Raw genomic sequence first — 26,158 nt, 5'->3', positions numbered from 1 at the left:
ACCGCCTCACCCCGAACCACCGCCCCACCCGGGCCACGGAGTACCCCCTGAACACCGTCACCGCCGAGATCCTCTCCGTGGGCCTGCTGCTCGCAGTGCTCGCGTTCGCCGTCATACGGCCCAAGCAGTGGCCCGAGGCCGCCGCCGCGCTGCCCGCCGCCGGGCTCGTCGTGGCGCTCGGGGCCGTCTCGCCGCAGCACGCGCTCGCGGAGGTCGAGAGCCTGCTGCCGGTCGTGGGGTTCCTCGCCGCCGTGCTCGTGCTCGCTCAACTCTGCGCCGACGACGGGCTCTTCGCCGCCGCCGGTGATCTCGTCGCCCGGCTCTGCGGCGGGCGGACCAAGGCGCTGCTCGGCGGCGTCTTCGGTGTCGCCGCCGTGATCACCGCCGTGCTGAGCCTCGATGCCACCGTCGTGCTGCTCACGCCGGTCGTCTTCGCCACCGCCGCCCGCGTCGGCGCCAGGCCGCGGCCGCACGTCTACGCCACCGCCCACCTGGCCAACTCGGCGTCGCTCCTGCTGCCCGTCTCCAACCTCACCAACCTCCTCGCCCTCACCGCAAGCGGGCTCACCTTCACGCGGTTCGCGATGCTCATGGCGTTGCCCTGGCTCGTTGCGATCGGGATCGAGTACGTGGTCTTCCGGCGGTACTTCGCCGCCGATCTGGCCGCGGGCGCCCTTGAGCCCAAGGAGACCGAGCCGACCCCCGTGCCGGTCTTCACCCTGGTCGTCCTCGGCCTCACGCTCGCCGGGTTCGTCGTGACCTCGCTCGCGGGCCTCGAACCCCTGTGGGCCGCCCTGGCCGGGGCGGCGGTGCTCGCGGGTCGTGAGCTGCGGCGCAAGCGGACGACCGCCACCAGGATCGTCCGCTCCGCGAGCCCGCTGTTCTGCCTGTTCGTGCTCGCGCTCGGCATCGTCGTCAAGGCGGTCGTCGACAACGGCCTCGGCTCCGGGATCGAGTGGCTCCTGCCGGACGGCGCGTCGCTGCCCGCGCTGCTCGCCGTGGCGGCCGTCGCCGCCGTGCTCGCCAACCTGATCAACAACCTGCCGGCGATCCTCGCGCTGCTTCCCGCCGTCGCCCCCGCCGGGCCCGGCCCCGTCCTCGCCGCCCTGATCGGCGTCAACATCGGCCCGAACCTGAGTTACGTCGGCTCGCTCGCCACGCTGCTGTGGCGCCGCATCCTGCACGACCACGGCACGGACGCGGAGTTGGGGACCTTCACGCGCCTCGGCGTGCTGACCGTACCCGCCACGCTCGCTGCGTCGACGGTGGCCCTCTGGGCGGGGCTCCTGATCGGCTTCTGACCGGCTCCCGATTGACTCCTGAGCCGCGGCGACATCCGCCCGGCCCATCCGTTCACGTCGACTTCGTCCCCAAGTCTTCACAGGGAAACCAGACTTCACTACCGTCCCGGCGGAGCAGGTCAATGGATCAGCAGAGAACCATTGGCCGTCGACTGGAGGTCGTACGTGTCCCCGGAGATTTCACGCAGGCGGCTGATGGCAGTCGGCGGTGGCGCACTCGGCGCCGCCGCCGTCGGATCCTTCCTGCCGCCGTCGTTGCAGCAGGCACTGGCACAGGACCGGCACAAACCAGGCAGCGGTGGGCTCGACTCGATCGAGCACGTCGTCATCCTCATGCAGGAGAACAGGTCCTTCGACCACTACTTCGGCGCCCTGCGCGGCGTACGAGGCTTCGGTGACCGCAACGCCATCCGGCTCCCGGGCGGCAAGTCCGTGTTCGAGCAGCCGGGCGTGCTGCGCACGGTCATGCCCTTCCCCGTCCGCGAGGCCGCCGCGGCGCAGAAGAAGGACCTGCAGTACATCGGCGCACTCGACCACTCATGGAGCGGCGGCGCCAAGGCCTGGCACGACGGCTGGATGGACGGCTGGATCACCGCCAAGACCGCCGCGACCATGGCGTACTACACACGCGACGACATCCCGCTGCACTACGAACTCGCCGACACCTTCACCGTCTGCGACGCCTACCACTCATCCATCCACACCTCCACGAGCCCCAACCGCAACCACCTGTGGAGCGGAAAGACGGGCTATGAGGCGAACGGCAAGCGGGCCGTCGAGAACGACGCGTACGCCGAGGGCACCCACCCCGGCTACGACTGGGGGACGTACGCCGAGCGCCTGGAGAAGGCGGGCGTGAGCTGGCAGACGTACACCGAGTGGGAGAACTTCACCGACAACCAGATCGAGTTCTTCACCACCTTCAAGGCCATCGCCCGCAAGGTCCTCGCCAAGACCGGCCTGACCTTCATGGAGGCCTTCTACGCCAAGGTGCGCGACGCCAAGGACGAGGCCGAGCGCGAGAAGCTGCTGGCCACCCTGGAGGAGGGCGTCGCCACCCTCACCAAGGCCGAGAAGTCGCTCTTCGAGCGCGGCCTGCGGCGCGTGCCCACCGGCAGGCTCGCCGATGAGTTCGCCAAGGACGTCGCGGGCGGCAAGCTGGCGAAGGTCAGCTATCTGGTGCCCTCCGCCCAGGACTCCGAGCACCCCAGCGTCTCCTCGCCGATCCACAGCGCGACCATCGTCTACAAGGTCCTCGACGCCCTCGCCTCGCACCCCGAGGTCTGGCGCCGCACGGCCGTCTTCATCAACTACGACGAGAACGACGGCTTCTTCGACCACGTCCCGCCGCCCGTGCCCGGCGGCGACAGCGACGAGGCGAAGGAGGAGCGCTGGGAGGGCAGGCCCACCGGCCTCGGCGCGCGCGTCCCCATGCTCGTCGTCTCGCCCTGGACCGTCGGCGGCTACGTCACCTCCGAAGTCTTCGACCACACCTCCGTCGTGCGCTTCCTGGAGAAGTGGACCGGAGTGAAGGAACCCAACATCAGCGCCTGGCGCCGCAAGGTCACCGGCGACCTCACCGGCGCCTTCGACTTCAGGCGCGGCCACCGGCAGCCCGAGGTCGAACAGCCCGGCACCATCCCGGAGTTCAGCGGCCGCTGGTCACCGCAGCCGCCCCTGAAGCAGTCCATGCCGGTCCAGGAGCCCGGCACCCGCCGCGCCCGCCCGCTGCCCTACCAGCCCGACGCGTACGTGAAGCCGGGCGAGAGCGGTGCTCTGTCGGTGCGGCTGCGCAACGGCGGCCGCTCCAGCGCGCACTTCGCGCTCTATCCGTACGCGGATGAGTTCACGGTCCCGCAGCACCAGGACGTCGTCCGCGAGGGCTCCTGGACCGTTCCGGTGGCCAAGGACGCGTACGCCTTCACGATCACGGGTCCGAACGGCTTCCGGCGCGAGTTCGCGGGCGGCAAGGACGGCAGCGCGCAGCTCGCCTCCGCGATCACCCGTCGGGAGATCCACGTCACCCTGGCCAACCGGGGCCGCAAGGAGCTCGTCTTCAAGGTCGAGCCTGTCGGATATGTCTCGGAACGTCACGTCAGGTCGCGTACGCGGGTCGTCCGCGTCAAGGCGGGCAGCAGCCGCACGATCGCCTGGCAGACGGACGACGAGCACGGCTGGTACGACGTCGAGGTCACGGCCGCGGGCGAGCCCGCATTCCGGCGGCGCCTGATGGGTCACATAGAGAACGGACGCGCGAGCGTGTCGGGCTGAAGCCCCCAGTTCCCAGGGTGTGCGAGGTCCCGGTGGGGCCTCGCACGCCTTTTGTGCTCTTGTGAGGAAACCCACGAAGCGGTCCAACGATCTCCAGGTGCTGCCAGAGTGTCCGTGGCGCTTATGTCATCGCTCATGCGTTCTTTGCGGGCTGTTCAGGTCATTCAAGACTGTTCCCGATAAAGATCCACGAACCACATCAGGGAGCCGGTCAGTGGCAGCACTCGCACGGTGGTGTGTGAAACACCGCCTCCTGGCAGTCCTGCTCTGGCTCGTCGCCCTCGGCGGCGCCGCGAGCGCCGCGGCCGTCGCCGGATCCGCGTACTCGAACGACTACGAAGTGCCGGGCACCGAGTCGGGCCGCGCGACCCAGCTCCTGAACGAGGGCTTCGCAGGGCTCGGCGGCGACAGCAACACCGTCGTCTGGCGGACCGAGGCGGGCACCACGGTGCGCGCGGCCGACGTCGAGCAGACGATGACCGACGCCCTCGACACGATCGAGGACATGCCCGCGGTGGCCTCCGTCAGCAGTCCCTACACGGAGCGCGGCGCCGCACAGATCAGTGACGACGCCCGCATCGCGTACGCGAACGTCACCTTCCACGAGCAGGCCGACGCCATCGACAAGGCGGACGCGCAGGCCCTCGTCGACACCGCGAAGGCCGCGTCGTCGGACAGCCTGGACGTCGAGCTCGGCGGCAGCGCCGTCGGCCTCACCGAGTCCAAGAGCGCGCAGACCGCCGAGATCGTCGGGGTCGCCGTGGCCGCCGTCGTGCTCTTCCTCGCCTTCGGCTCGCTCGCCGCGTCGATCCTGCCCATCGCCACGGCGCTGGTGTCGGTCGGCACGGCGTACGCGGGCATCGTGCTGCTCGGGCACTTCATGACCGTCGCGGACTTCGCCCCGATGCTGGGCACCCTGATCGGGCTCGGCGTCGGCATCGACTACGCCCTGTTCATCGTGACCAGACACCGCAAGGGCCTCAAGCAGGGTCTCCCGGTGGCCGTCGCAGCGGAACGCGCGGTCGCCACCACCGGGCGCGCGGTCGTCTTCGCGGGCGCCACCGTGTGCATCGCCCTGCTCGGCATGCTCATCCTGCGGCTCAGCTTCCTCAACGGCGTCGCGATCGCGGGCTCGCTGACCGTGCTCCTCACGGTCGCCGCCTCGGTGACGCTGCTCCCCGCCCTCCTGTCCTGGATCGGGCCGCGCGCGCTCAGCCGCCGCGAACGGCGCACCCTCGCCGAGCACGGCCCCGCCCCCGAGGTGCCCACCGGGCTCGCCGCCCGCTGGTCCGCCTTCGTCGAGCGGCACCCCAAGCTGCTCGGCGGCGTCGCCATCGCCGTGATGGCGCTCCTCGCCCTGCCCACGCTCTCCCTGCACCTGGGCACGTCCGACCAGGGCAACAACCCGGCGTCGGCCACCACACGCCAGGCCTACGACCTGCTCGCGGACGGCTTCGGCCCCGGCGTGAACGGCCCGCTCACGCTGGTCACCGACGTCCACGGAGCGGGCGACCGGCTCGCCCTCACCAACCTGGTCCCCACGCTCGAGTCGACCAAGGGCGTCGCCTCCGTCAGCCCCGTCACGTACGACGCCGAGGGCACCGCCGCCTACGTCACCGTCGTACCGGACTCCTCCCCGCAGTCCGAGCGCACCAGCGATCTCGTCGACCGGCTGCGCGACGACGTGCTGCCCATGGCCGAGGCCGACACCTCGCTCGACCTGGCCGTCGGCGGCGTCACCGCGAGTTACGACGACTTCGCGGAGATCATCGTCGGCAAGCTGCCCCTCTTCGTGGGCGTGGTCATCGGCCTCGGCTGCGTCCTGCTTCTGCTCGCCTTCCGGTCCATCGGCATCCCGCTGAAGGCCGCCGCGATGAACGTGGCGGCGGTGGCATCGGCCTTCGGGGTCGTCGTCGCGATCTTCCAGTGGGGCTGGGGGAGCGAGCTGCTCGGCCTCGGCGCGGCCGGACCGATCGAACCCTTCCTGCCCGTGATCATGGTGTCCGTCCTCTTCGGGCTCTCCATGGACTACCAGGTCTTCCTGGTCAGCCGGATGTACGAGGAGTGGCTCGAGACCGGCGACAACCGGCGGGCCGTGCGGGTCGGCCTCGCCGAGACGAGCCGCGTGATCAACTCCGCGGCCGTGATCATGATTTCGGTCTTCCTCGCCTTCGTCCTCAGCGGCGACCGGGTCATCGCGATGTTCGGCATCGGCCTCGCGGCCGCGGTCGCGCTCGACGCGTTCGTGCTTCGTACGTTGCTGGTGCCGGCCCTCATGCACATGCTGGGCGGCGCCAACTGGTGGCTGCCGCGCGGCCTCGACCGCTGGCTGCCGCGCATCAGCATCGAGCCCCCGGAATGTCGTTCGAATTCGGCCGTCGCGGGTGCGAGTATCCCGGAGCAACGGGACACGCACGACGTACCGGTCGTGGAGCCGGACGGACTGAAGGAGCGGGATGTTCGCGATATCGCTGGGCGAGGGCGCTGAACTGAGGCCCATCGAGCCGTGGCAGGCGCAGGAGTTCCTCACGCACGTCGAGCGTGCGCGTGAGTACGCGGGACCGTGGGTCCCCCTGACCGCGCTGACGACGGACCTCGCATCGGCCCGGGAACGGCTCCAGGTGTTCGCCGACAAGCAGGCCGCCGACACGGGGCGGCTCTACGGCATCTGGCTGGACGGCACGCTCGTCGGCGGGGTGCTCTTCCGGATCTTCGACACGGCGAACGAGAGCTGCGAGATCGGCGTCTGGCTGGAGCCTTCGGCCGCCGGGCGCGGTCTGATCACCAGGGCGAGCCGGGTGCTCATCGACTGGGCGGTGGACGCGCGTGGCATGCACCGCGTGGAGTGGCTCGCCTCGTCGGCGAACGCCCCCAGCATCGCGGTGGCCAAGCGGCTCGGGATGACCAAGGACGGGGTGCTGCGGGAGAGCTTCCCCTGGCAGGGGGTGCGGCACGACATGGAGGTGTGGTCGGTGCTCGCGCCGGAGTGGCGGAAGGCGCGGGAGGCGCGCGACGCGGATGCCGACGCCCCTCGCGCCGCTCGTTAAGAAAGCTCTCAGACTCCGTCCGTACGGTGCGGAGCATGGGAACTAAGACAGAGGACGAGACCGCGGCCGAGGCGGCCGCAAAGCCCGCAGAGCCGGAGGCCGCGGACACCACGGACGCCAAGGGCGACACCAAGGACGGCACCAAGGCGGACGCCGTCAAGGTGGACAAGTCCACGGCGGCCGACGACGCCGTCGAGGCCGACGATGACGACGACGCCGATGAGATCGTCGTGGTCGACGAGGTCGCTCCGGCCAGGTCCAGCGGCGTGTTCCAGGGCGCCGCGGCCGTCGTCTCCGCCGCTCTCGGTGTGATCGGTCTGTCCGGCGGCTGGCTCGGCACGGTCGCCGCCGCGCGCTCGAACATCGTCGGGCAGCTGGAGACCAAGCAGTCGGCGAGCGTCGCCGACCAGATCCAGGCCCTGTACGGCGACTCCTGGCAGGTCACGGCGCTGATCGCCGGAGCCTTCGCGCTCGCCGCACTGGTCGTCGGGTTCGTCGTCCTGGTCAGGCCCGCGTTCGGCGCGCCCGACCAGGTCCAGGCGCCGTGGATCAAGTCGGTGGCCTGGGCGGGTGTCGCCCTGGGCGTCATCGGCCTGCTGCTGGCCATCGCGAAGTACTCGGACTTGATCTACGGACTGCCGTCGACCAGTTGATGGCAGCGCAGTGTTCGATACGCCGGTGGGGCTGAGGCCAGCCCCACCGGCGTTCTGCGTCTGAGGGCCCGCCTCGTTCTGCGTCTGAGGGCCCGCCTCAGGGAGGCGGGCAGTGCCCTAAGGCCCCCTCCCGCCTCCCTAAGGCCCCCCACCCCCTCAAGATGCGGCACTCTTCCGATGTGCCGCCCCTCCCTGGCAGACGAAAGTAAGGGCATCGCAGAAAGCGAAGCCGGAACGAGTAGCCAGATCAGACACCGGACCCCGGACCCCCGGACACCGGACGTCGGATCAGACCAGGGAGTCGACATGTTCGAGTACGAGATGCACCAGCTCCGCGCCGCCGACCTCACCCGCGAGGCCGACCGCCGCCGCCTCCTGCGCGAGGCCCGCGAGGCCAAGGCGGCCCGCGCCGAGCGCCGCTCGGCCCGCCACGAGACCGAGGGGCGGGTGAGTACCGGCGCCCGGCGCCGGAGCCGGTTCACGCGGGCCGCGTGATGAAGACAGGGGCGTCTGCCCGGGCGCTCGGAATATCCGCTGCCGCAAGGCTCGCACCCTGTGCGATGCTCACCGCTGTGGAGACCAGGTCCGTAAGCCCCGTGTTCGTCGGCCGCGCCGATGAGCTGGGCGTTCTGAACGACGCGCTCGCCCGTGCCAAGGGGAAGACCCCCGGCACGGGCGAGCCGCAGGCATTGCTGCTCGGCGGCGAGGCGGGCGTCGGCAAGACCCGCCTCATCGAGGAGTTCACCGCGGCGGCCCGCGCCGAAGGCGCCGTCGTCGCGCTCGGCGGCTGTGTCGAGATCGGCGCGGACGGACTGCCCTTCGCCCCCTTCTCCAGCGCCCTGCGTTCCCTGCGCCGCCAGCTCCCGGACGAGGTGGACGCCGCGGCCGCCGACCAGGAGGGCGAGCTCGCCCGGCTCCTGCCCGAACTGGGCGAGGCCCCGCAGCGCCGCCGCGGCACCGACGCCCAGCACGACGAGGAAGGCATGGCCCGCCTCTTCGAGCTGACGGCCCGCCTCCTGGAGCGCCTCGCCACCGACCGGCCGGTCGTCATAGCCCTGGAGGACCTGCACTGGGCCGACGCCTCGACCAGGCACCTCCTCGCCTACCTCTTCCGCACGCTGCGCAGCGGCAGCCTCGTCGTCGTCGCCACCTACCGCGCCGACGACATCCACCGCCGCCATCCGCTGCGCCCCCTCCTCGCCGAGCTGGACCGCCTGCGCACGGTGCGCCGCATCGAACTCGCCCGCTTCAGCAAGGTCGAGGTCGCCCGGCAGATGGCCGGGATCCTCAGCGCCGAGCCCGCGCAGACCCTGGTGGACGACATCTTCGACCGCTCGGACGGCAACGCCTTCTTCGTCGAGGAGCTCGCCGTCGCCTCGCACGGCGGCAGCTGCGCGAGCATCACGGACTCCCTGCGCGACCTCCTTCTCGTACGCGTCGAGGAGCTGCCCGAGGACACCCAGCGGGTGGCCAGGATCGTCGCCGAGGGCGGCTCGACCGTCGAGTACCCGCTGCTCGCCGCGGTCGCCGGGCTCGCGGAGGACGACCTGATCGAGGCCCTTCGGGCCGCTGTCGGCGCCAACATCCTGCTGCCGTCGCCCGACGGCGACGGCTACCGCTTCCGGCACTCCCTGGTCCGCGAGGCGGTCGGCGACGACCTGCTGCCCGGTGAACGCTCCCGGATCAGCCGCCGGTTCGCGACGGTCCTCGAGGCCGACCCCTCACTCGTCGCCGCCGACCAGCGCGCCGCCCGCCTCGCCAGCTACTGGTACCACGCGCACGACGCGGCGAAGGCCCTGCCCGCCGTCCTGCGGGCCTCCGTCGAGGCGCGCCGCCGCTATGCGTACTCCGAGCAACTGCGCCTCCTCGAACGGGCGATGGAGCTGTGGGACGACGCCCCCGAGGACATCCGCCTCGAACTGCGCCCCCTCGACTACGCCGAGGTCTATCCTCCCTGCGGCTGCGACCCCGCCACCACCCCGCTGCGCTATCTCGACCTCATGGCGGAGGCCGCCGTCGCAGGACGTCTCTGTGGCGAGCGGGAACGCGCCCTGAAGATCACCAAGCGCGCGCTGCGGCTCCTGGATGACGAGCAGGACCCCCTGCGCTCCGCCTGGTTCTGGATCCAGCGCTCCCGGCTCACCTCGACGCTCGGCCGCGGCGACGGCTGGGCGGAGATCGCCACCGCCCAGGAACTGGTCCGCGGCCAGCCGCCGTCCGAGGTGCATGCCGAGGTGCTCACCAACGTCGCCTCCTGGGGCATGCTCCACAACCCCGGCGAGGAGACCCTGGCGGCGGCCCAACGCGCCGTCGAATACGCCCGGATGGTCAAGGCCGAGGAGATCGAACTCAACGCCCGGCTCATCTACGGCGGCCTCCTGGTCGACGCGGGCGACGTCGAGCAGGGATTCGCGGAGATGTACGCGGTCAGGGACCGCTGCGTGGCGCCGCCCGGCCTGGTCTCCCGCATCCCGCACATCCACGTCAACCTGCCCTCCGTGCTCGAAGGCGCGGGCCGTTCCCTGGAGTCCCTCGAGGTCGGCGACCAGGGCATCGCGCTCTGCCGGAAGTACGGCCTCACGGACACCGAGAGCTGGGTCCAGGTCAACAAGGCGGAAACCCTTGAATCCCTAGGCCGTTGGGACGAGGCCGTCGACGCCTCCGAGGCGGCCCGCCGTGGTGCGCTCAGCGTCAAACCGCGGGCAGGCGCGGCCCTGCGCCTCGCCTGCATAGCCCTCGCCCGCGGCGATCTGGCCGAGGCCACCGCCCAACTGGCCGTGGCCCGCAGCCACTACGGCACGCACCACGTCCTCATGCCGCAGTACTCCCTGCCCATGGTCACCGCCGCCCTCGGCATCGCGGCGGCCGGCCCCGACCGCGCGGCCGGTGTCGCCGCCGCGCGCGCCGAGCTCGAACAGGCCCTGGCCAAGGGCTTCCCACCCGGCACCCAGCGCTACACCTGGCCCCTGCTGCTCGCCGCCGCCACCTCGGAGGCCGATACGCGCGGCCTGCCCGCAGCCGAGCCCGGCCGGACCGACGCCATCGACAGCATCCGCCGAGCCGCCAAGAAGCTCCCCTCACCCATGCCGGTCTGGGCCGCCCACGAGCAGTGGGTACGCGCCGAACTCCTGCGCGCCGAGGACCGCGACACCCCCGCCGACTGGTCCGCCACGGTCACCGCGTTCGAACCCCTCGGCCGCCCCTACGACCTTGCCCGTGCCCGCCTCCGGCTGGCCGAGTCCCTCCTCGCGACCTCTGCAGGAGCGGGCGCCGGAGCAGGCGCCGATGCGGATCGCGAGCGTGCCGCCGCTCTGCTGCGCCAGGCCCGTGAGGTGGCCGAACGCCTGAGGGCCCGGCCTCTCGCCGAGTCCGTCGCGGGGCTCGCCCAGCGCGCCCGCCTCACCCTGAACGACGACGAGCACGCCCAGGCCCACGAAACCGCGAGGGCTCACCTCACCCCGGTCGATCCCGCCGAGGCACTCGGTCTCACCAGCCGGGAGCGGGACGTGCTCCGCCGTGTCGCCGCGGGCCGCAGCAACCGCCAGATCGCCGAGGAGCTCTTCATCTCCCCGAAGACGGCGAGCGTCCACGTCTCCAACATCCTCGCCAAGCTGGGCGTCGCCGGCCGGGGCGAGGCGGCGGCCCTGGCCCACCGCCTGCGCCTGTTTCCCACGGAACGCGCACAGCCGACGGGCTGACCTGCCTGGGCCGACCTGAGCTGACCTGGTCCGGCCTGAGCTGACCCGGTCCGACCTCAGCTGACCTGGGCTTTCCTGGCCTCGATGGGTTCCGGATCGCCTCGCTTACGCTGGTAGGAGGAACTCGGCCGCCAGGAGGCGCAGTGTTCAACCCGATCGAGCTTTTCCAGCCCGGCCGCAAACACACGGACGACGAGCAGAAGCGGCTGGAGCTGAGCCGGGTCGACGTGGCCGACGGCGACCCGGGCCGCGGCCCGATAGACCTCACCTCGGGCAAGGTGGTGGTGAGGGTGCCGCAGCAGGCGGAGGCGGATCCTGCGGTGGGTGCCGGCGCCGAGCAGGATCCCGCGGGAGACCCCGACCCCGACCCCGCCCCGGAGGCCGACCCCTTGTCCTCGTCCTCGTCCTCGTCCGAGAAGTAGCCCGCTCGCCCTACTTCACCGTCACCTCAAGGATCTTGTCGTCCCCCTTCTCCGGGGTGCCACGGGAATCCGTCTCGTTCGTCACCAGCCACAGCTTGTCGCCGCCCGCCGCGACGACCGTGCGCAGGCGTCCGTGCTCGCCCTCCAGGAAGGACTGGGGCTCCACGGTGCCCTCCACGCCGCGGACCGGAATGCGCCACAGACGCTCGCCGCGCAGGCCCGCCATCCAGATCGAGCCCTCGGCATAGGCGATGCCGCTGGGAGAGGCCTCCGAGGTCTTCCACTGGGCCACCGGGTCGTGGAAGCCGTCCTCGTCGCCCTTGCCTTCCACCTCCGGCCAGCCGTAGTTGTCGCCGGCCTTGATCTCGTTCAGTTCGTCCCAGGTGTCCTGGCCGAACTCCGCCGCCCAGAGCCGCTTCTCCTCGTCCCAGGCAAGGCCCTGCACATTGCGGTGGCCGTACGAATAGACAGGGGAGTCGTCGAAGGGGTTGCCGGGGGCCGGCTCGCCGTCCGCGGTCAGGCGCAGGATCTTGCCGCCCAGCGACTTCTTGTCCTGGGCCAGGCCTGTGTCACCCGTCTCGCCCGTGCCCGCGTACAGCATTTTGTCCGGGCCGAAGGCGATCCTGCCGCCGTTGTGGACGACGCCCTTGGGGATGTCCTTGAAGATTGTGTCGGGCGCGCCCAGCTGCTGGCCGGAGGGCTTCTTCTCGTCGTACAGCAAGCGGGCGATGCGGTTGTCCGACTCGGTGGTGAAGTACGCGTAGACCATGTGGTCCGATGCGTACGAAGGAGAGAGCGCCAGGCCCATCAGGCCGCCCTCACCGGCGGGGGAGACGCCGGGGACCGAGCCCAGTTCGGTCTTCTTGCCCGTCTCGCCGTCGACGCGCGTGATGGTCCCCTCGTCGCGTGAGGACACCAGCAGGTCCCCGCCGGGCAGTGGTGCGAGGCCCCACGGCGACTTCAGGTCCTCGGTGAGGGTCTTGGTGACCGTCGCCGATCCCTTTTCCGGCGGGGCGTCGCCGGCGCGCGGCTTTCCCGTGGACGTCCCGTCCGACGTCGCGGGGCTCGACTCGGCGCTCTTTCCGTTGTCCGGCGCGTCTGAGCCCCCGGACGAGCAACCGGCCGTGAGCACCAGGGCAGCGGCAGCCAATGCGGCTGTGACAGCAGGTCGTTGCACGATCAGGTTCCCTTCGACGCAGCGCTTCTACTGTTCATACACCGCTCGGTCCCCACAGGTTCCCAACCCGGCTCCGCCGGCCCGGGGACGTCAGTGCCACGAGCTGATGGCCGGAGCCACGAGCTGAAGGTCAGGCCCACGCGCTCATGGTCAGTCCCACGATCCCATGGCCGAAGGCAGTGCCGCGATCTCCGCCAGGTCCGCCGCGGTCAGCCGCAGCGCCGCCGCCCCCGCGTTCTGCACCGCCCAGCGCTCCCGCTTGGCCCCCGGGATCGGCACCACGTCGCGCCCCTGCGCGAGCACCCACGCCAGCGCCACCTGCGCCGGCGATGCCCCGTGCCGCTCGGCCACCCGGCGCAGACCCACCACCAGCGGCTGGTTCGCCGCCATCATCTCGGCGGTGAAACGGGGATGCCGGGCCCGCACGTCGTCCGGCTCGAAGCCCTGCCCCGGCGTCAGCGTCCCGGTGAGGAAACCGTTCCCCAGCGGCATCGCCGCCAGAAAACCGATCCCGCGCGCCGCACACCACGGCAGCAGCGTCTCCAGCGCCTCCCGCGACCACACCGAGAGCTCGGCCTCCACCGCGGCGACCGGGAAGACCTGCTGGACCCGCTCCAGCTGCCGGATGGTCCCCTCGTGCAGCCCTCTGCCCTCGCGCCGCGAGGCACGGGCCCCCACCGCGCACAGCCCGAGCGCCCGCACCTTCCCCGCGGCGACGAGCTCGGCCATCGCGCCCCAGGTCTCCTCCACGGGCACCTCGGGATCGGCACGGTGCAACTGGTACAGATCGATCGTCTCGGTCTGCAGCCGTCGCAGCGACGCGTCGCAGGCCCGCTTCACGTAGCCGGGGCGGCCGTTGGCGACGATGTGCTGCTCACCCACCAGGAGCCCGCACTTGGTGGACACGAAGGCCTCGGACCGCCGCTCCTTCAGCGCCCGCCCCACAAGCAGCTCGTTGGTGAACGGCCCGTACATGTCCGCCGTGTCCAGCAGGGTCGAACCCTGGTCGAGCGCGGCGTGCACGGTGCGCAGGGACTCCTCGCCCCGCTGGCGTGAGCCGGTGTACGCCCAGTTCATCGGCATGCAGCCGAGCCCGACCGCCCCCACCTCGAGCGCTGCCGCGCCGATCGTCCTGCGGTCCACCTGGCCGTGCCCTCCCCACCTCATGTCCGAGCGGCCCCCAACGTAACCTCTGCCTCCCCCCACGTGACGTGCGGCCTGGGCGCATTAGCCTCCTGACCATGACGACAGATGTATGGCTTCCCTACGCCGCGGACGAGATCGAAGGCCTGCCCGGCGCAGCCGATGCCGGGCTCAACTACCGCTTCTGGGACGGCGGCCCGGACTTCCCCGCGGACCCGGCCGACTGCGCGTTCTATGTGGTGCCCTATCTGGCGCCGGCGGAGATCGCCGTGCGGCCGCTGCCCGAGATGACCTCCGTGCGCGCCGTGCAGACACTCTCGGCGGGCGTCGACCAGATGCAGTCCGGGCTCCGGTTCCTCGCACCCGGCGTGCAGTTGTGCAACGCCAAGGGGGTGCACGAGGCCAGCACCGCCGAGCTGGCGCTCACCCTGATCCTCGCGTCCTTGCGCGGCATCCCCGGGTTCGTGGAGGGGCAGCGGCAGGGGGAGTGGCGGTCCGGGTTCCATCCGGCGCTCGCCGACAAGTCCGTGCTGATCGTGGGGTACGGATCGATCGGTTCGGCGATCGAGGACCGGCTCGCCCCCTTCGAGTGCGCGCGGGTGGCGCGCGTCGCGCGCTCTGCACGTGCCACGGAGCGCGGCCCCGTGCACCCGCTCGCCGAACTGCCCGCACTCCTGCCCGACGCGGACGTGGTCATCCTCTCCACGCCCCTCACCGACACCACCCGTGGCCTGGTGAGCGCCGACTTCCTGGCCCACATGAAGGACGGCGCCCTGCTCGTGAACGTCGCGCGCGGCCCCGTCGTCGACACCAAGGCGCTCCTGGCCGAACTGGAGAGCGGCCGGATCAACGCCGCCCTCGACGTCACCGATCCGGAACCGCTGCCCGCAGGTCACCCCCTGTGGCACGCTCCTGGAGTGCTCATCAGCCCGCACGTGGGCGGACCGACCTCCGCCTTCCGGCCCCGCGCCAAACGCCTGCTCGCGGCGCAGCTGACCCGTTACGTCGCCGGGGAACCCCTTGGCAACGTCGTCCTGACGACCGAGTAGCGCACCAAGCCGCAGTCGCCCAGGGCTCGTTCGAGCACGCTCCGCACTCGTGCGCGTGCGGGCCGTGTCCGGCATGGCGTCGACAGTCACGGAGCGTAGAGAAGCTATGTCCCTGAGTGACGAGACTGGTGTATCGTCCCGACAGGGGCTGCGCCGTGGACCGTTCGGCGCCGGGGACGAGACATCAGACGCGAGGGGGGCGACGGGCGATGTACGGCCAATGGGCGAACGATCCGACGCGACGAGGCCGCCGGCGGCGACTCTCACGCGCACCGGCTCGCAGTCGGCGCGACGGTTACGCACACGAAGTCCCGGGGCCGATCAGTCACGGGAGGCGGACGGGCACGGGAGCGGCACGGATCAGGGCGGCCCGGTGAGCACCCGTCCGTCGACCGCCACCGCCCTGGAGGGCGGCGGAGGTCTGACGGCGCCGATGCCGCCAGGAGCACCACTGACCCGGCGCCCCGCGTCCGGCGGCGGTGCGGGACTGGTCTCGCAGATCACGCTCCTCGTGGTCTGCGGCGGGTATGCCACCGGGGCCGCGCTCGGCTGGGGTTCGGCCCGAGCCGCCCTGATCATGGGCGACTTCGGCCTGAGCATCGCGGCGGCGACAGCGGCGGTCTCCTGTTTCCGCTACTCACGCACCCGACGAAGCCGCTTTCGACCCGCGTGGCTGCTGTTCGCGCTCTCCTCCGCGATGGCGGCCCTGGGCAACGGCGTATGGGGCTGGTACGAGGTCGTGCTCGAACAGCCGGTGCCGAGTCCGGGCCTCGCCGACCTGTTCTTCCTCTGCTTCGCGCCGCCCGCCATCATCGGCCTGCTCGTGCTCGCCAAGCGCCCGGTGACCAAGGCCGGTTGGGTCTGCCTTTCGCTCGACGCCTGGCTCATCGGCGGCTCACTGCTCACGCTCTCCTGGAGCCTGGCGCTCGCGCACACGGCACAGTTCGAGGGCCAGAGCGTCGCGCACGCGGCGCTCTCGCTCGCCTACCCGCTTCTCGACATCGCGTTGGTCAGCATGGTCCTCGCGCTGCACTTCAGACGATCCTCCGCCAACCGCACGGCGGTGAACACGGCGATCGGCGCCCTCGCGCTGACCGTCATGTGCGACGCGATGTTCACCTCGCCCCTGCTGCACGCCAGTTACCGCTCGGGGCAGATGCTGGACGCGGGCTGGTTCGCGGGATCGCTGCTCCTCGCGTACGCACCCTGGGCGGCCCCCTGGCAGAAGCACGCGGACGAAGCGCAGCACGCGCGCGTGGAGCACGACGGCGCACCCAAGGACGCGCGGGCCGCGGCCACCCGGCCGATCGCCGGATCGCTGGCCGCGCTCACGCCGTATCTGGCCGCGGCCGTCTGCACGTTGGGGATTCTCTACAACGTACTCAGCGGCCGCAGTGTCGACGAAGTCGTGCTCTTCACCGCGGGCACGGTCGTGCTCGCCCTCGTCGTGCGCCAGGGCATCATGCTCCTCGACAACATCACCCTCACCCAGGAACTGGCCCAGAAGGAGAACCACTTCCGCTCCCTGGTGCAGGGTTCGAGCGACGTCATCATGATCGCCGCTCCGAACGGCATCCTCCATTACGTCAGCCCGGCCGCCTCCGGGGTGTACGGCAGGGAGGCCGATGAACTCGTCGGTTCCGAACTGGCCTCGCTCATGCACCCCGAGGACCTGGGCCGCGTGGTCCACGAAGTCCGCAGATTCCTCACCGCGAACCCGATCGAGGAACCCACGACCCGCATCGAGTGCCGCTTCAAGTCCGGCGGCGGCGACTGGCTGAACGTGGAGTCCACGGTCAACCGCCACCAGGGCGGCCTCATCTTCAACAGCAGGGACGTCACCGAACGGGTCCGTCTCCAGGCGCAGTTGCAGCACAACGCCGAGCACGACCCGCTCACCGACCTGCCCAACCGCGCCCTGTTCACGCGCCGGGTCGGCCAGGCGCTCACCGGCCGCAGAGTCACCGACCGGGGCACGGCCGTGCTCTTCATCGACCTGGACGGCTTCAAGGCGGTCAACGACACCATCGGCCACCAAGCGGGGGACGAGCTCCTCATCCAGGCAGCCCGCCGCCTTCAGGAGGCCGTCAGGTCCGGGGATTGCGCGGCCCGGCTTGGCGGCGACGAATTCGCCGCGCTGATCGTGGGTGACGGCACCCGCGACCAGGCCGCACGCGAGCAGCACATCTACGAACTCGCCGACCGTCTCAGAATCACCCTCTCCCAGCCCTACGCGATCGACGGCAACGACGTGCGCGTGGCGGCGTCCATCGGCGTGGCCTTCGCCGAACCGGGCATCGGGGCGGGCGAGTTGCTGCGCAACGCCGACCTGGCGATGTACCGCGCCAAGGCCGCGGGCAAGGGCCGCGTCGAGCTGTACGCACCCCAGATGCAGGCCGACGTCGTACGCAAGGCGGAGCTGGCGACGCGGCTGCGCACCGCCCTGCACGACGGCGAGTTCGCGCTGCTGCACCAGCCGGTGGTCTCCCTGGACGACGGGCGCATCACCTCCGTCGCCGCCCAGGCGCGCTGGCGCTCGGCGCAGGGCATCCTCTTCACGCCCGCCGAGTTCCTGCGCGTGGCCGACACCTCGGAATCCCAGGAAGGTGCACGCACCGCCGAGCTGGGCCGCTGGATGCTGGAGGAGGCCGTCCAGCAGGCCGCGGAGCGCGGGCGCACGGGTCACGCGACACCCGTCGCCGTCCGTATCAGCGCGCGGCGTCTCCTGGACCGCTCCATGCCGCTGGGCTCCATCGAGGCGCTCCTGACCCGGCACGGGCTGCCCTCCGGGGCGCTCATCATCGAGCTGGCCGACAGCGACCCCCGCGTCCCGCTGGACGATCTGGAGCGCCGGCTGACCTCCCTGCGCAGGCTCGGCGTCCGCATCGCCCTGGACGGCTTCGGGAGCGGCTATGCCGCCATCACCGCACTGCGGCGGCTCCCCGTCGACGTACTGAAACTGGACCGCAGCCTCGTCGAGGGCGTCGTCGAGTCCGCGCGCCTTCACAAGATCACCGCCGGTCTGCTGCGCATCGCCACCGATCTGGGGCTGCGCTCCGTGGCCGACGGCGTCGATCTGCCGGAGCAGGTCATCGCCCTGCGCGCGATGGGCTGCACGCACGGACAGGGCATGGCGTTCTCCGGTCCGCTCGACGAGTACCGCCTGCGCCGTGCGCTGTCGCTCGGGCACTATCCGGTGCCGCACGGGCCGGTGGAGCCGGTGCTCGCGGGTGCCCCTCCGATGGCGTTCGGAGGAGGTGTCGAGGCCTTCGTCCGCTCACATAATGAGACCCCCGTCCCACCTACTTGACAGGCACTGTGCGCCGGGGAGAGGGTCAATGCCATGCGCACCCGAATTCTCGTACTTGGAAAGCGCGTCGGCTGAAGCTGGGAGTCACCGGTCCGAACACCGGATTCCCTGCACCCGCTCCGACGCGCTCCCCTCGCCTGCCTCACGGCACGAGGGGTTTTTTGTTGCACTGGCGCCCGCCAAACCCCCGCAAACACCCCGCAAAAACCCTCAGCTTCGAGAAGAGAATGCCGATGACCGAGCAGGCCACCGGGGCCCACCATCCGCAGCCGCGGCCCCGATCCTCAGGACAGCAGTCCGCCCCCGTCGAGCACGTCACGGGTGCGAAGTCCCTCATTCGTTCTCTCGAGGAAGTCGGGGCCGACACGGTATTCGGCATCCCCGGCGGTGCCATCCTTCCCGCGTACGACCCGATGATGGACTCCACCCGCGTCCGTCACATCCTGGTCCGTCACGAGCAGGGCGCAGGACACGCCGCCACCGGATACGCGCAGGCCACCGGCAAGGTCGGGGTGTGCATGGCGACGAGCGGCCCCGGTGCCACCAACCTCGTCACGCCGATCGCCGACGCCCACATGGACTCCGTGCCCATGGTCGCGATCACCGGCCAGGTGGCCTCCAAGGCGATCGGTACGGACGCCTTCCAGGAGGCGGACATCGTCGGCATCACGATGCCGATCACCAAGCACAACTTCCTGGTCACCAAGGCCGAGGACATCCCGGCGACGATCGCGGAGGCCTTCCACATCGCCTCCACGGGCCGTCCGGGCCCTGTCCTGGTGGACATCGCCAAGGACGCCCTCCAGGCGCAGACCACCTTCCAGTGGCCGCCCACCCAGGACCTGCCCGGCTACCGTCCGGTGACCAAGCCGCACGCCAAGCAGATCCGCGAGGCCGCCAAGCTGATCACCGGCGCCAAGCGGCCCGTCCTCTACGTCGGCGGCGGCGTCATCAAGGCCCACGCCACCGCCGAGCTCAAGGTCCTCGCAGAACTCACCGGAGCGCCCGTCACCACCACACTGATGGCGCTCGGCGCATTCCCCGACAGTCACGAGCTGCACGTGGGAATGCCGGGCATGCACGGAGCGGTCACCGCCGTCACCGCGCTGCAGAAGGCCGACCTGATCGTCGCCCTCGGAGCCCGCTTCGACGACCGCGTCACCGGCAAGCTGGACAGCTTCGCGCCCTTCGCGAAGATCGTCCACGCCGACATCGACCCGGCCGAGATCGGCAAGAACCGCGCCGCCGACGTGCCGATCGTCGGTGACGCCCGCGAGGTCATCGCCGACCTGATCCAGGCCGTCCAGGCTGAGCACACCGCCGGGCAGAAGGGGGACTACACCGCCTGGTGGAACGACCTCAGCCGCTGGCGCGACACCTACCCGCTGGGCTACGACCAGCCCGAGGACGGCTCGCTCTCCCCGCAGCAGGTCATCGAGCGCGTCGGCAAGCTGGCCCCCGAAGGCACGATCTTCGCGGCCGGCGTCGGCCAGCACCAGATGTGGGCCGCTCACTTCATCGACTACGAGCAGCCCGCCACCTGGCTCAACTCCGGCGGCGCCGGAACGATGGGGTACGCGGTCCCGGCCGCGATGGGCGCCAAGGCCGGACAGCCCGACCGCACGGTCTGGGCGATCGACGGCGACGGCTGCTTCCAGATGACCAATCAGGAACTGACCACCTGCGCCCTGAACAACATCCCGATCAAGGTCGCCATCATCAACAACGGCGCCCTCGGCATGGTCCGCCAGTGGCAGACGCTGTTCTACAACCAGCGTTACTCCAACACCGTGCTGCACAGCGGTCCCGAGGACATCGGCCCCAACAAGGGCACTCGCGTCCCGGACTTCGTGAAGCTGTCGGAGGCGATGGGCTGCGTGGCGCTGCGCTGCGAGCGCCCCGAGGACCTCGACAAGGTCATCGCCGAGGCCAACGCCATCAACGACCGCCCCGTCGTGGTCGACTTCATCGTCCACGAGGACGCCCAGGTCTGGCCGATGGTCGCAGCCGGCACCTCGAACGACGAGGTCATGGCCGCCCGCGGGGTCCGCCCCGACTTCGGCGACAACGAAGACGACTGAGACCGAGAGCGAAAGAGAGACCAAGAGTCATGTCCACCAAGCACACGCTCTCCGTCCTGGTCGAGAACAAGCCCGGTGTCCTCGCCCGGATCACCGCGCTGTTCTCCCGCCGCGGCTTCAACATCGACTCCCTGGCCGTGGGCGTCACCGAGCACCCCGACATCTCGCGCATCACCATCGTCGTGAACGTCGAGGAACTGCCGCTCGAACAGGTCACCAAGCAGCTCAACAAGCTCGTCAACGTCCTGAAGATCGTCGAACTCGAGTCGACCGGCGCCGTGGCGCGCGAACTGGTCCTCGCCAAGGTCCGCGCCGACAACGAGACGCGCTCGCAGATCGTCGAGATCGTCCAGCTGTTCCGCGCCAAGACCGTGGACGTCTCGCCCGAGGCGGTCACCATCGAGGCCACCGGATCCAGCGACAAGCTGGAGGCCATGCTCAAGATGCTGGAACCCTTCGGCATCAAGGAGCTCGTCCAGTCCGGCACCATCGCCATCGGCCGCGGCTCCCGCTCCATCACGGACCGCAGCCTGCGGGCGCTCGACCGCTCGGCCTGAAACCGGCCACCGGGCGCGCCCGCATACCGAGACCGTAAAACCTCCCTCCCCCGCCCGCCGTACGGTGGGTCGCAACACCAGCACACATAGGAGATTTCCAGTGGCCGAGCTGTTCTACGACGACGACGCCGACCTGTCCATCATCCAGGGCCGCAAGGTCGCGGTCATCGGATACGGCAGCCAGGGCCACGCCCACGCGCTGTCGCTCCGTGACTCGGGTGTCGACGTCCGCGTCGGTCTGCACGAGGGCTCCAAGTCCAAGACCAAGGCCGAGGAACAGGGCCTGCGCGTGGTGACGCCCGCCGAGGCCGCCGCCGAGGCCGACGTCATCATGATCCTGGTGCCGGACCCGATCCAGGCCCAGGTCTACGAGGAGTCCATCAAGGACAACCTCAAGGACGGCGACGCGCTGTTCTTCGGCCACGGCCTGAACATCCGCTTCGGCTTCATCAAGGCCCCCGAGGGCGTCGACGTCTGCATGGTCGCCCCGAAGGGCCCGGGTCACCTGGTCCGCCGCCAGTACGAGGAAGGCCGCGGCGTTCCGTGCATCGCGGCCGTCGAGCAGGACGCGACCGGCAACGGCTTCGCGCTGGCCCTCTCGTACGCCAAGGGCATCGGCGGCACGCGTGCGGGCGTCATCAAGACGACCTTCACCGAGGAGACCGAGACCGACCTGTTCGGCGAGCAGGCCGTGCTCTGCGGCGGCACCGCCGCGCTGGTCAAGGCGGGCTTCGAGACGCTGACCGAGGCCGGCTACCAGCCGGAGATCGCGTACTTCGAGTGCCTCCACGAGCTGAAGCTCATCGTGGACCTCATGTACGAGGGCGGCCTGGAGAAGATGCGCTGGTCGATCTCCGAGACCGCGGAGTGGGGCGACTACGTCACCGGCCCGCGCATCATCACGGACGCCACCAAGGCCGAGATGAAGAAGGTCCTGACCGAGATCCAGGACGGCACCTTCGCCAAGCAGTGGATGGACGAGTACCACGGCGGTCTGAAGAAGTACAACGAGTGCAAGACCCAGGACGAGAACCACCTCCTGGAGACCACCGGCAAGGAGCTCCGCAAGCTCATGTCGTGGGTGAACGACGAGGCGTAAGCCGCAGGGCGTGAGGGCCGGGACCGCAGTCCCGGCCCTCACGCCCATCCACGGAGGGACAGCGGACGATCTCGTTGTCCACCCCGTCCAGCCACGGACGGGTGATCCTTCCACCGAGGCGTAAGACACCCGTCAGGACGCCACTACACTGCTTTCAACATTCGCGTCAGGCCCACAGCGTCGTGCGTCTTCCACGCGGCTAGCACCCTCCACCGCATGCGGCCGTCGGGACGGCCGTCCGCATTGGACTTGTGAGGACTCACGTGAGCACTGCTGCCAACGGCAAACCGGTCGTACTCATCGCTGAAGAGCTGTCGCCCGCCACTGTCGACGCCTTGGGCCCGGACTTCGAGATCCGTCAGTGCAACGGCGCGGACCGCGCCGAGCTGCTGCCCGCCATCGCCGACGTGGACGCCATCCTGGTCCGCTCCGCGACCAAGGTCGACGCCGAGGCCATCGCGGCCGCCAAGAAGCTGAAGGTCGTCGCCCGCGCGGGCGTGGGCCTGGACAACGTGGACGTGTCCGCCGCCACGAAGGCCGGCGTGATGGTGGTGAACGCACCCACCTCGAACATCGTCACCGCAGCCGAGCTCGCCTGTGGTCTGCTCATCGCCACCGCGCGCAACATCCCCCAGGGCAGCCAGGCCCTGAAGGCCGGCGAGTGGAAGCGCTCGAAGTACACGGGCGTCGAGCTCGCCGAGAAGACCCTCGGTGTCGTGGGCCTCGGGCGTATCGGCGCGCTCGTCGCCCAGCGCATGAGCGCCTTCGGCATGAAGGTCGTCGCGTACGACCCGTACGTACAGCCCGCGCGTGCCGCGCAGATGGGCGTCAAGGTCCTCACGCTCGACGAGCTGCTCGAGGTCTCCGACTTCATCACCGTGCACCTGCCCAAGACCCCCGAGACGGTCGGTCTGATCGGCGACGACGCCCTGCACAAGGTCAAGCCGGCCGTCCGCATCGTGAACGCCGCGCGCGGCGGGATCGTCGACGAGGAGGCGCTGTACTCGGCGCTGAAGGAGGGCCGCGTCGCGGGCGCCGGTCTGGACGTGTACGCGAAGGAGCCCTGCACGGACTCCCCGCTCTTCCAGTTCGACCAGGTCGTCTGCACGCCGCACCTCGGCGCGTCGACGGACGAGGCACAGGAGAAGGCAGGTGTCTCCGTCGCCAAGTCGGTGCGCCTGGCCCTCGCCGGTGAGCTCGTGCCGGACGCGGTGAACGTCCAGGGCGGCGTCATCGCCGAGGACGTGCGCCCCGGTCTGCCGCTCGCCGAGAAGCTCGGCCGGATCTTCACCGCGCTCGCGGGCGAGGTCGCGGCCCGGCTCGACGTCGAGGTGTACGGCGAGATCACCCAGCACGACGTGAAGGTGCTCGAACTCTCCGCGCTCAAGGGCGTGTTCGAGGACGTCGTCGACGAGACGGTGAGCTACGTCAACGCGCCTCTCTTCGCCCAGGAGCGCGGCGTGGAGGTCCGCCTCACCACGAGCTCGGAGTCCCCGGACCACCGCAACGTCGTGACGGTGCGCGGCACGCTGACCGGCGGCGAGGAGATCTCGGTCTCCGGCACGCTGGCCGGACCCAAGCACCTGCAGAAGATCGTCGCCATCGGCGAGTACGACGTGGACCTGGCGCTTGCCGAGCACATGGTCGTCCTGCGGTACGCGGACCGTCCCGGTGTCGTCGGCACGGTCGGCCGTGTCCTCGGCGAGGCGGGCATCAACATCGGCGGCATGCAGGTTGCCCGCGCCGACGTGGGCGGCGAGGCGCTCGCCGTTCTCACCGTGGACGACACGGTGCCGCAGCCGGTCCTCAATGAGCTGGCCGAGGAGATCGGTGCGGAGTCCGCTCGCGCGGTGAACCTCACGGACTAGTTGCCCCGCAGCTTCGGGCGCCGCCATCACCGGCTGCGCCGAGTTCGTCCTCAAACGCCGGACGGGCTGGAGATACGCTCCAGCCCGTCCGGCGTTTGTCTTGTGCCCTCAGACCAGTTCCTTCTGCCGCTCGTTCTCGGCCGGAGCCGCCGTCGGCGTGATCCTGCGCAGCGTCACCGCCGCCGAGGCCGCCGCGATCAGCAGCAGTGCCGCCCCGGCGAGCGCGGCGAGGTGCATGCCGCTGGTGAACGCCTCCCGGGCCGCGTCGACCAGCGCGGAGGCCGCCCTGTCCGGCAGGTGCTGTGCCACCGCGAGGGCGCCGCCGAGTGTCTCGTGGGCCTCGGCCGGGGCAGAGTCCGGGATCTCGCTCCGGTAGACCGCGTTGCCGATGGAGCCGAGCAGCGCCATGCCGAGCGCGCCGCCGAACTCCTGGCCCGTCTCCAGGAGCGATGAGGCGGAGCCCGCCTTCTCCGCCGGGGTCGAGCCGAGGGCCAGGTCGGTGAGTTGTGAGCCGACGATCACGGCACCGCAGGCGAGGAGCGCGGCGGCGGTGAGGGCCGTCCACATCGAGTCCGTGCCGGTCAGGGTCATCAGGCCGTAGCCGCTCGCCGAGACGGCGAAGCCGGACGAGACGACGTAGGCGCGGTTCATCCCCCGCTGCACCAGGGCCGTGGCGACCGGGGCGGCGAATCCGATCGGGACCGAGGGGAGCAGCGCCCACAGCGCGGCCTCCATGGCGCTCTTGCCGAGGACGGACTGGAGGTACTGGGTGGTGAAGTAGGCCGAACCCATCATCGCCAGCGAGCAGACGAGGTTCAGGAGGACGGCGGGGGCGAAGCCGCGGCCGCGGAACAGCGCGGGGGAGATCAGCGGGGACTCCGTGGTGCGCTGGCGGTGGACGAAGAGTGCGGCGAAGACGAGTCCGACGGCGAGCGAGGCGACGTACTCGAGTTCGAGGCCCGCGGCGGCCATCTCCTTGATGCCGTAGACGACGGGCAGCACGGCGGCCATGGACAGCGGCACGCTGAGCAGGTCGAAGCGGCCCGGCTTCGGGTCCTTGAACTCCGGGATGAGGACCGGGGCGAGGACCAGGAGCAGCACCATCGCGGGCAGGTTGACCAGGAAGACCGAGCCCCACCAGAAGTGCTCGACGAGGACGCCGCTCATCACCGAGCCGAGCGCGATGCCGGCGACCATCACGCCCGACCAGATGCCGATCGCCTTCGCGCGCTGCCCGGCGTCGCGGAACATCGTGCGGACGAGGGCCATCGTGGACGGCATCAGGGTCGCGCCGCCGATGCCGAGGACCGCGCGGGCCGCGATGAGCAGCTCGGCGCTGTTGGCGTAGGCGGCGGTCAGGGAGGCCGCGCCGAAGGCGGCGGCGCCGAACAGGAGCAGCTTGCGGCGGCCGATGCGGTCGCCGAGCGAGCCCATCGTCATCAGGAGTCCCGCGAGCACGAACGCGTAGATGTCGAAGATCCACAGCTGCTGGGTGCCGCTCGGCTCCAGGTCGGCGCTGATCGCGGGGACCGCGAAGTAGAGGACCGAGACGTCCATCGAGACCAGGAGCAGCGGCAGCATCAGGACGGCGAGAGCGGTCCACTCCTTGCGGCCTGCGCGCTCCGGGACCGCCGAATTCGCTTGTTCGTGCGTCGAGTTCGTCATGGCGAGGACTGTACGGACGTCTTAAACAGATGTCTAGTACGGTCGTATAAAACGCTGGTCTGGGACGACCGTATGGATCGGGAGTAGGCTGACCGCATGGGACACCGTGAGGATCTGCTCGAAGGCGCCAAGCGCTGCCTGCTGGAGAAGGGCTTCGTGCGGACGACCGCGCGCGACATCGTGAAGGAGTCCGGGACCAATCTCGCGTCCATCGGCTACCACTACGGCTCGAAGGACGCCCTGCTCGTCGAGGCGTACGTCGCGCTCATCGAGCCCATGGGCGAGGGTTTCGAGGGAGCGGTCGGCGCGGCGCGGGGCGCGGAGGGCAGCGGCATCGAGCGGTTCCGGGAGACGTGGGTGAACGTCATCCGCTCGATCCCCGAGTCGCGGGCGATCTGGATGCTGAGCCTGGAAGTCGTCACGCAGGGGGAGCGGCTCGCGGAGATCCGCGAACTGCTGGCCAAGGCGCAGGTGGAGGGGCGGCGCGGGCTCGCCGCGATGTTCACCGGCATCCCCGAGGCCGACCTGTCCGAGGACGTCGTGGAGACCGAGGGGCGCTTCTACACGACGCTGCTCAACGGCCTGATGGTGCAGTGGCTGTTCGACGAGGAGTCGGCGACCGACGCCGAGCAGCTGACCGAGGGGCTGCGGCGTGTGATGGAGCGGGTGTCGGGGGACTGAAACGCCAGTGGTGGGGGGGGGGGGGGGCCGCCCCCCCCCCCCCCCGGGGCGGGGGGGGGGGGGGGCGGGGGGCCCACGGTGTAGAGGACCGAAATAGGGCGAGGGGGGGGTAGGGGGAGAGATGGTTGGGGGTGGG

Annotated in this window: 18 protein-coding genes; 15 read left to right on the top strand and 3 right to left on the bottom strand. The window is 70.6% G+C overall.

The features are described from left to right. Positions 1-47 precede the first annotated feature (47 nt). The 8 genes from ABZ833_RS23610 to ABZ833_RS23575 all read left to right on the top strand — a co-directional run bounded on the left by ABZ833_RS23610 (position 48) and on the right by ABZ833_RS23575 (position 11,392). Positions 48-1,301: an SLC13 family permease gene (locus tag ABZ833_RS23610; protein ID WP_361050738.1), complete on the top strand. Its 1,254-nt coding sequence runs from the start codon at positions 48-50 to the stop codon at positions 1,299-1,301. A gap of 165 nt (positions 1,302-1,466) precedes the next feature. Further along, positions 1,467-3,572 carry a phosphocholine-specific phospholipase C gene (locus ABZ833_RS23605; RefSeq protein WP_361049729.1) on the top strand — a complete coding sequence of 702 codons (2,106 nt, stop codon included), beginning with the start codon at positions 1,467-1,469 and terminating at the stop codon, positions 3,570-3,572. A 214-nt stretch (positions 3,573-3,786) separates the two neighbouring features. Beyond that, positions 3,787-6,060, top strand: a complete 2,274-nt coding sequence (locus tag ABZ833_RS23600; RefSeq protein WP_361049727.1) for an MMPL family transporter — start codon at positions 3,787-3,789, stop codon at positions 6,058-6,060. After that, positions 6,029-6,619: a GNAT family protein gene (locus tag ABZ833_RS23595; RefSeq protein ID WP_361049725.1), complete on the top strand. Its 591-nt coding sequence runs from the start codon at positions 6,029-6,031 to the stop codon at positions 6,617-6,619. Before ABZ833_RS23600 ends, ABZ833_RS23595 begins: the two co-directional genes overlap by 32 nt. Before the next feature lie 35 nt (positions 6,620-6,654). Beyond that, a complete protein-coding gene (locus tag ABZ833_RS23590) occupies positions 6,655-7,272 on the top strand; it encodes a hypothetical protein (protein WP_361049723.1) in 618 nt (205 codons plus the stop codon). Positions 7,273-7,578: 306 nt separating this feature from the next. Then, positions 7,579-7,767: a hypothetical protein gene (locus tag ABZ833_RS23585; protein WP_361049721.1), complete on the top strand. Its 189-nt coding sequence runs from the start codon at positions 7,579-7,581 to the stop codon at positions 7,765-7,767. A gap of 65 nt (positions 7,768-7,832) precedes the next feature. After that, positions 7,833-10,970, top strand: a complete 3,138-nt coding sequence (locus ABZ833_RS23580) for an AAA family ATPase (protein WP_361049719.1) — start codon at positions 7,833-7,835, stop codon at positions 10,968-10,970. Between the two features lie 143 nt (positions 10,971-11,113). Then, positions 11,114-11,392: a DUF6191 domain-containing protein gene (locus tag ABZ833_RS23575; RefSeq protein ID WP_361049717.1), complete on the top strand. Its 279-nt coding sequence runs from the start codon at positions 11,114-11,116 to the stop codon at positions 11,390-11,392. Positions 11,393-11,402: 10 nt separating this feature from the next. Here ABZ833_RS23575 and ABZ833_RS23570 read toward each other — a convergent pair whose 3' ends face one another. Together ABZ833_RS23570 and ABZ833_RS23565 are read right to left on the bottom strand one after the other, a co-directional pair. Beyond that, complete coding sequence (locus ABZ833_RS23570) at positions 11,403-12,575, bottom strand: PQQ-dependent sugar dehydrogenase (protein ID WP_361050735.1); 1,173 nt, start codon at positions 12,573-12,575, stop codon at positions 11,403-11,405. Between the two features lie 144 nt (positions 12,576-12,719). After that, positions 12,720-13,712, bottom strand: coding sequence for an aldo/keto reductase (locus ABZ833_RS23565; RefSeq protein WP_361049715.1), 993 nt, complete (start codon positions 13,710-13,712; stop codon positions 12,720-12,722). A 98-nt stretch (positions 13,713-13,810) separates the two neighbouring features. Between ABZ833_RS23565 and ABZ833_RS23560 the strand changes: the two genes are divergently transcribed. The 6 genes from ABZ833_RS23560 to serA all read left to right on the top strand — a co-directional run bounded on the left by ABZ833_RS23560 (position 13,811) and on the right by serA (position 23,676). After that, positions 13,811-14,761: a 2-hydroxyacid dehydrogenase gene (locus ABZ833_RS23560; protein WP_361049713.1), complete on the top strand. Its 951-nt coding sequence runs from the start codon at positions 13,811-13,813 to the stop codon at positions 14,759-14,761. 433 nt (positions 14,762-15,194) lie between these two features. Beyond that, a complete protein-coding gene (locus ABZ833_RS23555) occupies positions 15,195-18,071 on the top strand; it encodes an EAL domain-containing protein (RefSeq protein WP_361050732.1) in 2,877 nt (958 codons plus the stop codon). 233 nt (positions 18,072-18,304) lie between these two features. Further along, positions 18,305-20,152 (top strand): acetolactate synthase large subunit, encoded by a 1,848-nt coding sequence (locus ABZ833_RS23550; protein ID WP_361049711.1) that lies wholly within the window; start codon positions 18,305-18,307, stop codon positions 20,150-20,152. A 29-nt stretch (positions 20,153-20,181) separates the two neighbouring features. Continuing rightward, positions 20,182-20,709, top strand: a complete 528-nt coding sequence (gene ilvN / locus ABZ833_RS23545; RefSeq protein WP_361049709.1) for an acetolactate synthase small subunit — start codon at positions 20,182-20,184, stop codon at positions 20,707-20,709. 100 nt (positions 20,710-20,809) lie between these two features. Then, positions 20,810-21,808: a ketol-acid reductoisomerase gene (gene ilvC / locus ABZ833_RS23540; protein ID WP_361049707.1), complete on the top strand. Its 999-nt coding sequence runs from the start codon at positions 20,810-20,812 to the stop codon at positions 21,806-21,808. 263 nt (positions 21,809-22,071) lie between these two features. Then, positions 22,072-23,676: a phosphoglycerate dehydrogenase gene (gene serA, locus ABZ833_RS23535; protein ID WP_361049705.1), complete on the top strand. Its 1,605-nt coding sequence runs from the start codon at positions 22,072-22,074 to the stop codon at positions 23,674-23,676. A gap of 108 nt (positions 23,677-23,784) precedes the next feature. Here the strand turns inward: serA and ABZ833_RS23530 are convergent, their stop codons facing one another. Then, positions 23,785-25,341, bottom strand: coding sequence for an MFS transporter (locus tag ABZ833_RS23530; protein ID WP_361049703.1), 1,557 nt, complete (start codon positions 25,339-25,341; stop codon positions 23,785-23,787). A gap of 96 nt (positions 25,342-25,437) precedes the next feature. Here ABZ833_RS23530 and ABZ833_RS23525 point away from each other — a divergent pair, with 96 nt between their 5' ends. After that, a complete protein-coding gene (locus tag ABZ833_RS23525; protein ID WP_361049701.1) occupies positions 25,438-26,022 on the top strand; it encodes a TetR/AcrR family transcriptional regulator in 585 nt (194 codons plus the stop codon). Positions 26,023-26,158: the final 136 nt, after the last annotated feature.

It is taken from the genome of Streptomyces sp. NPDC047525 (assembly GCF_040643025.1).
In the GTDB taxonomy this organism is placed as follows: domain Bacteria; phylum Actinomycetota; class Actinomycetes; order Streptomycetales; family Streptomycetaceae; genus Streptomyces; species Streptomyces durmitorensis.
The sequence above is the reverse complement of the archived record's forward strand: the minus strand, read 5'-3'. Positions and strand labels throughout refer to the sequence as shown.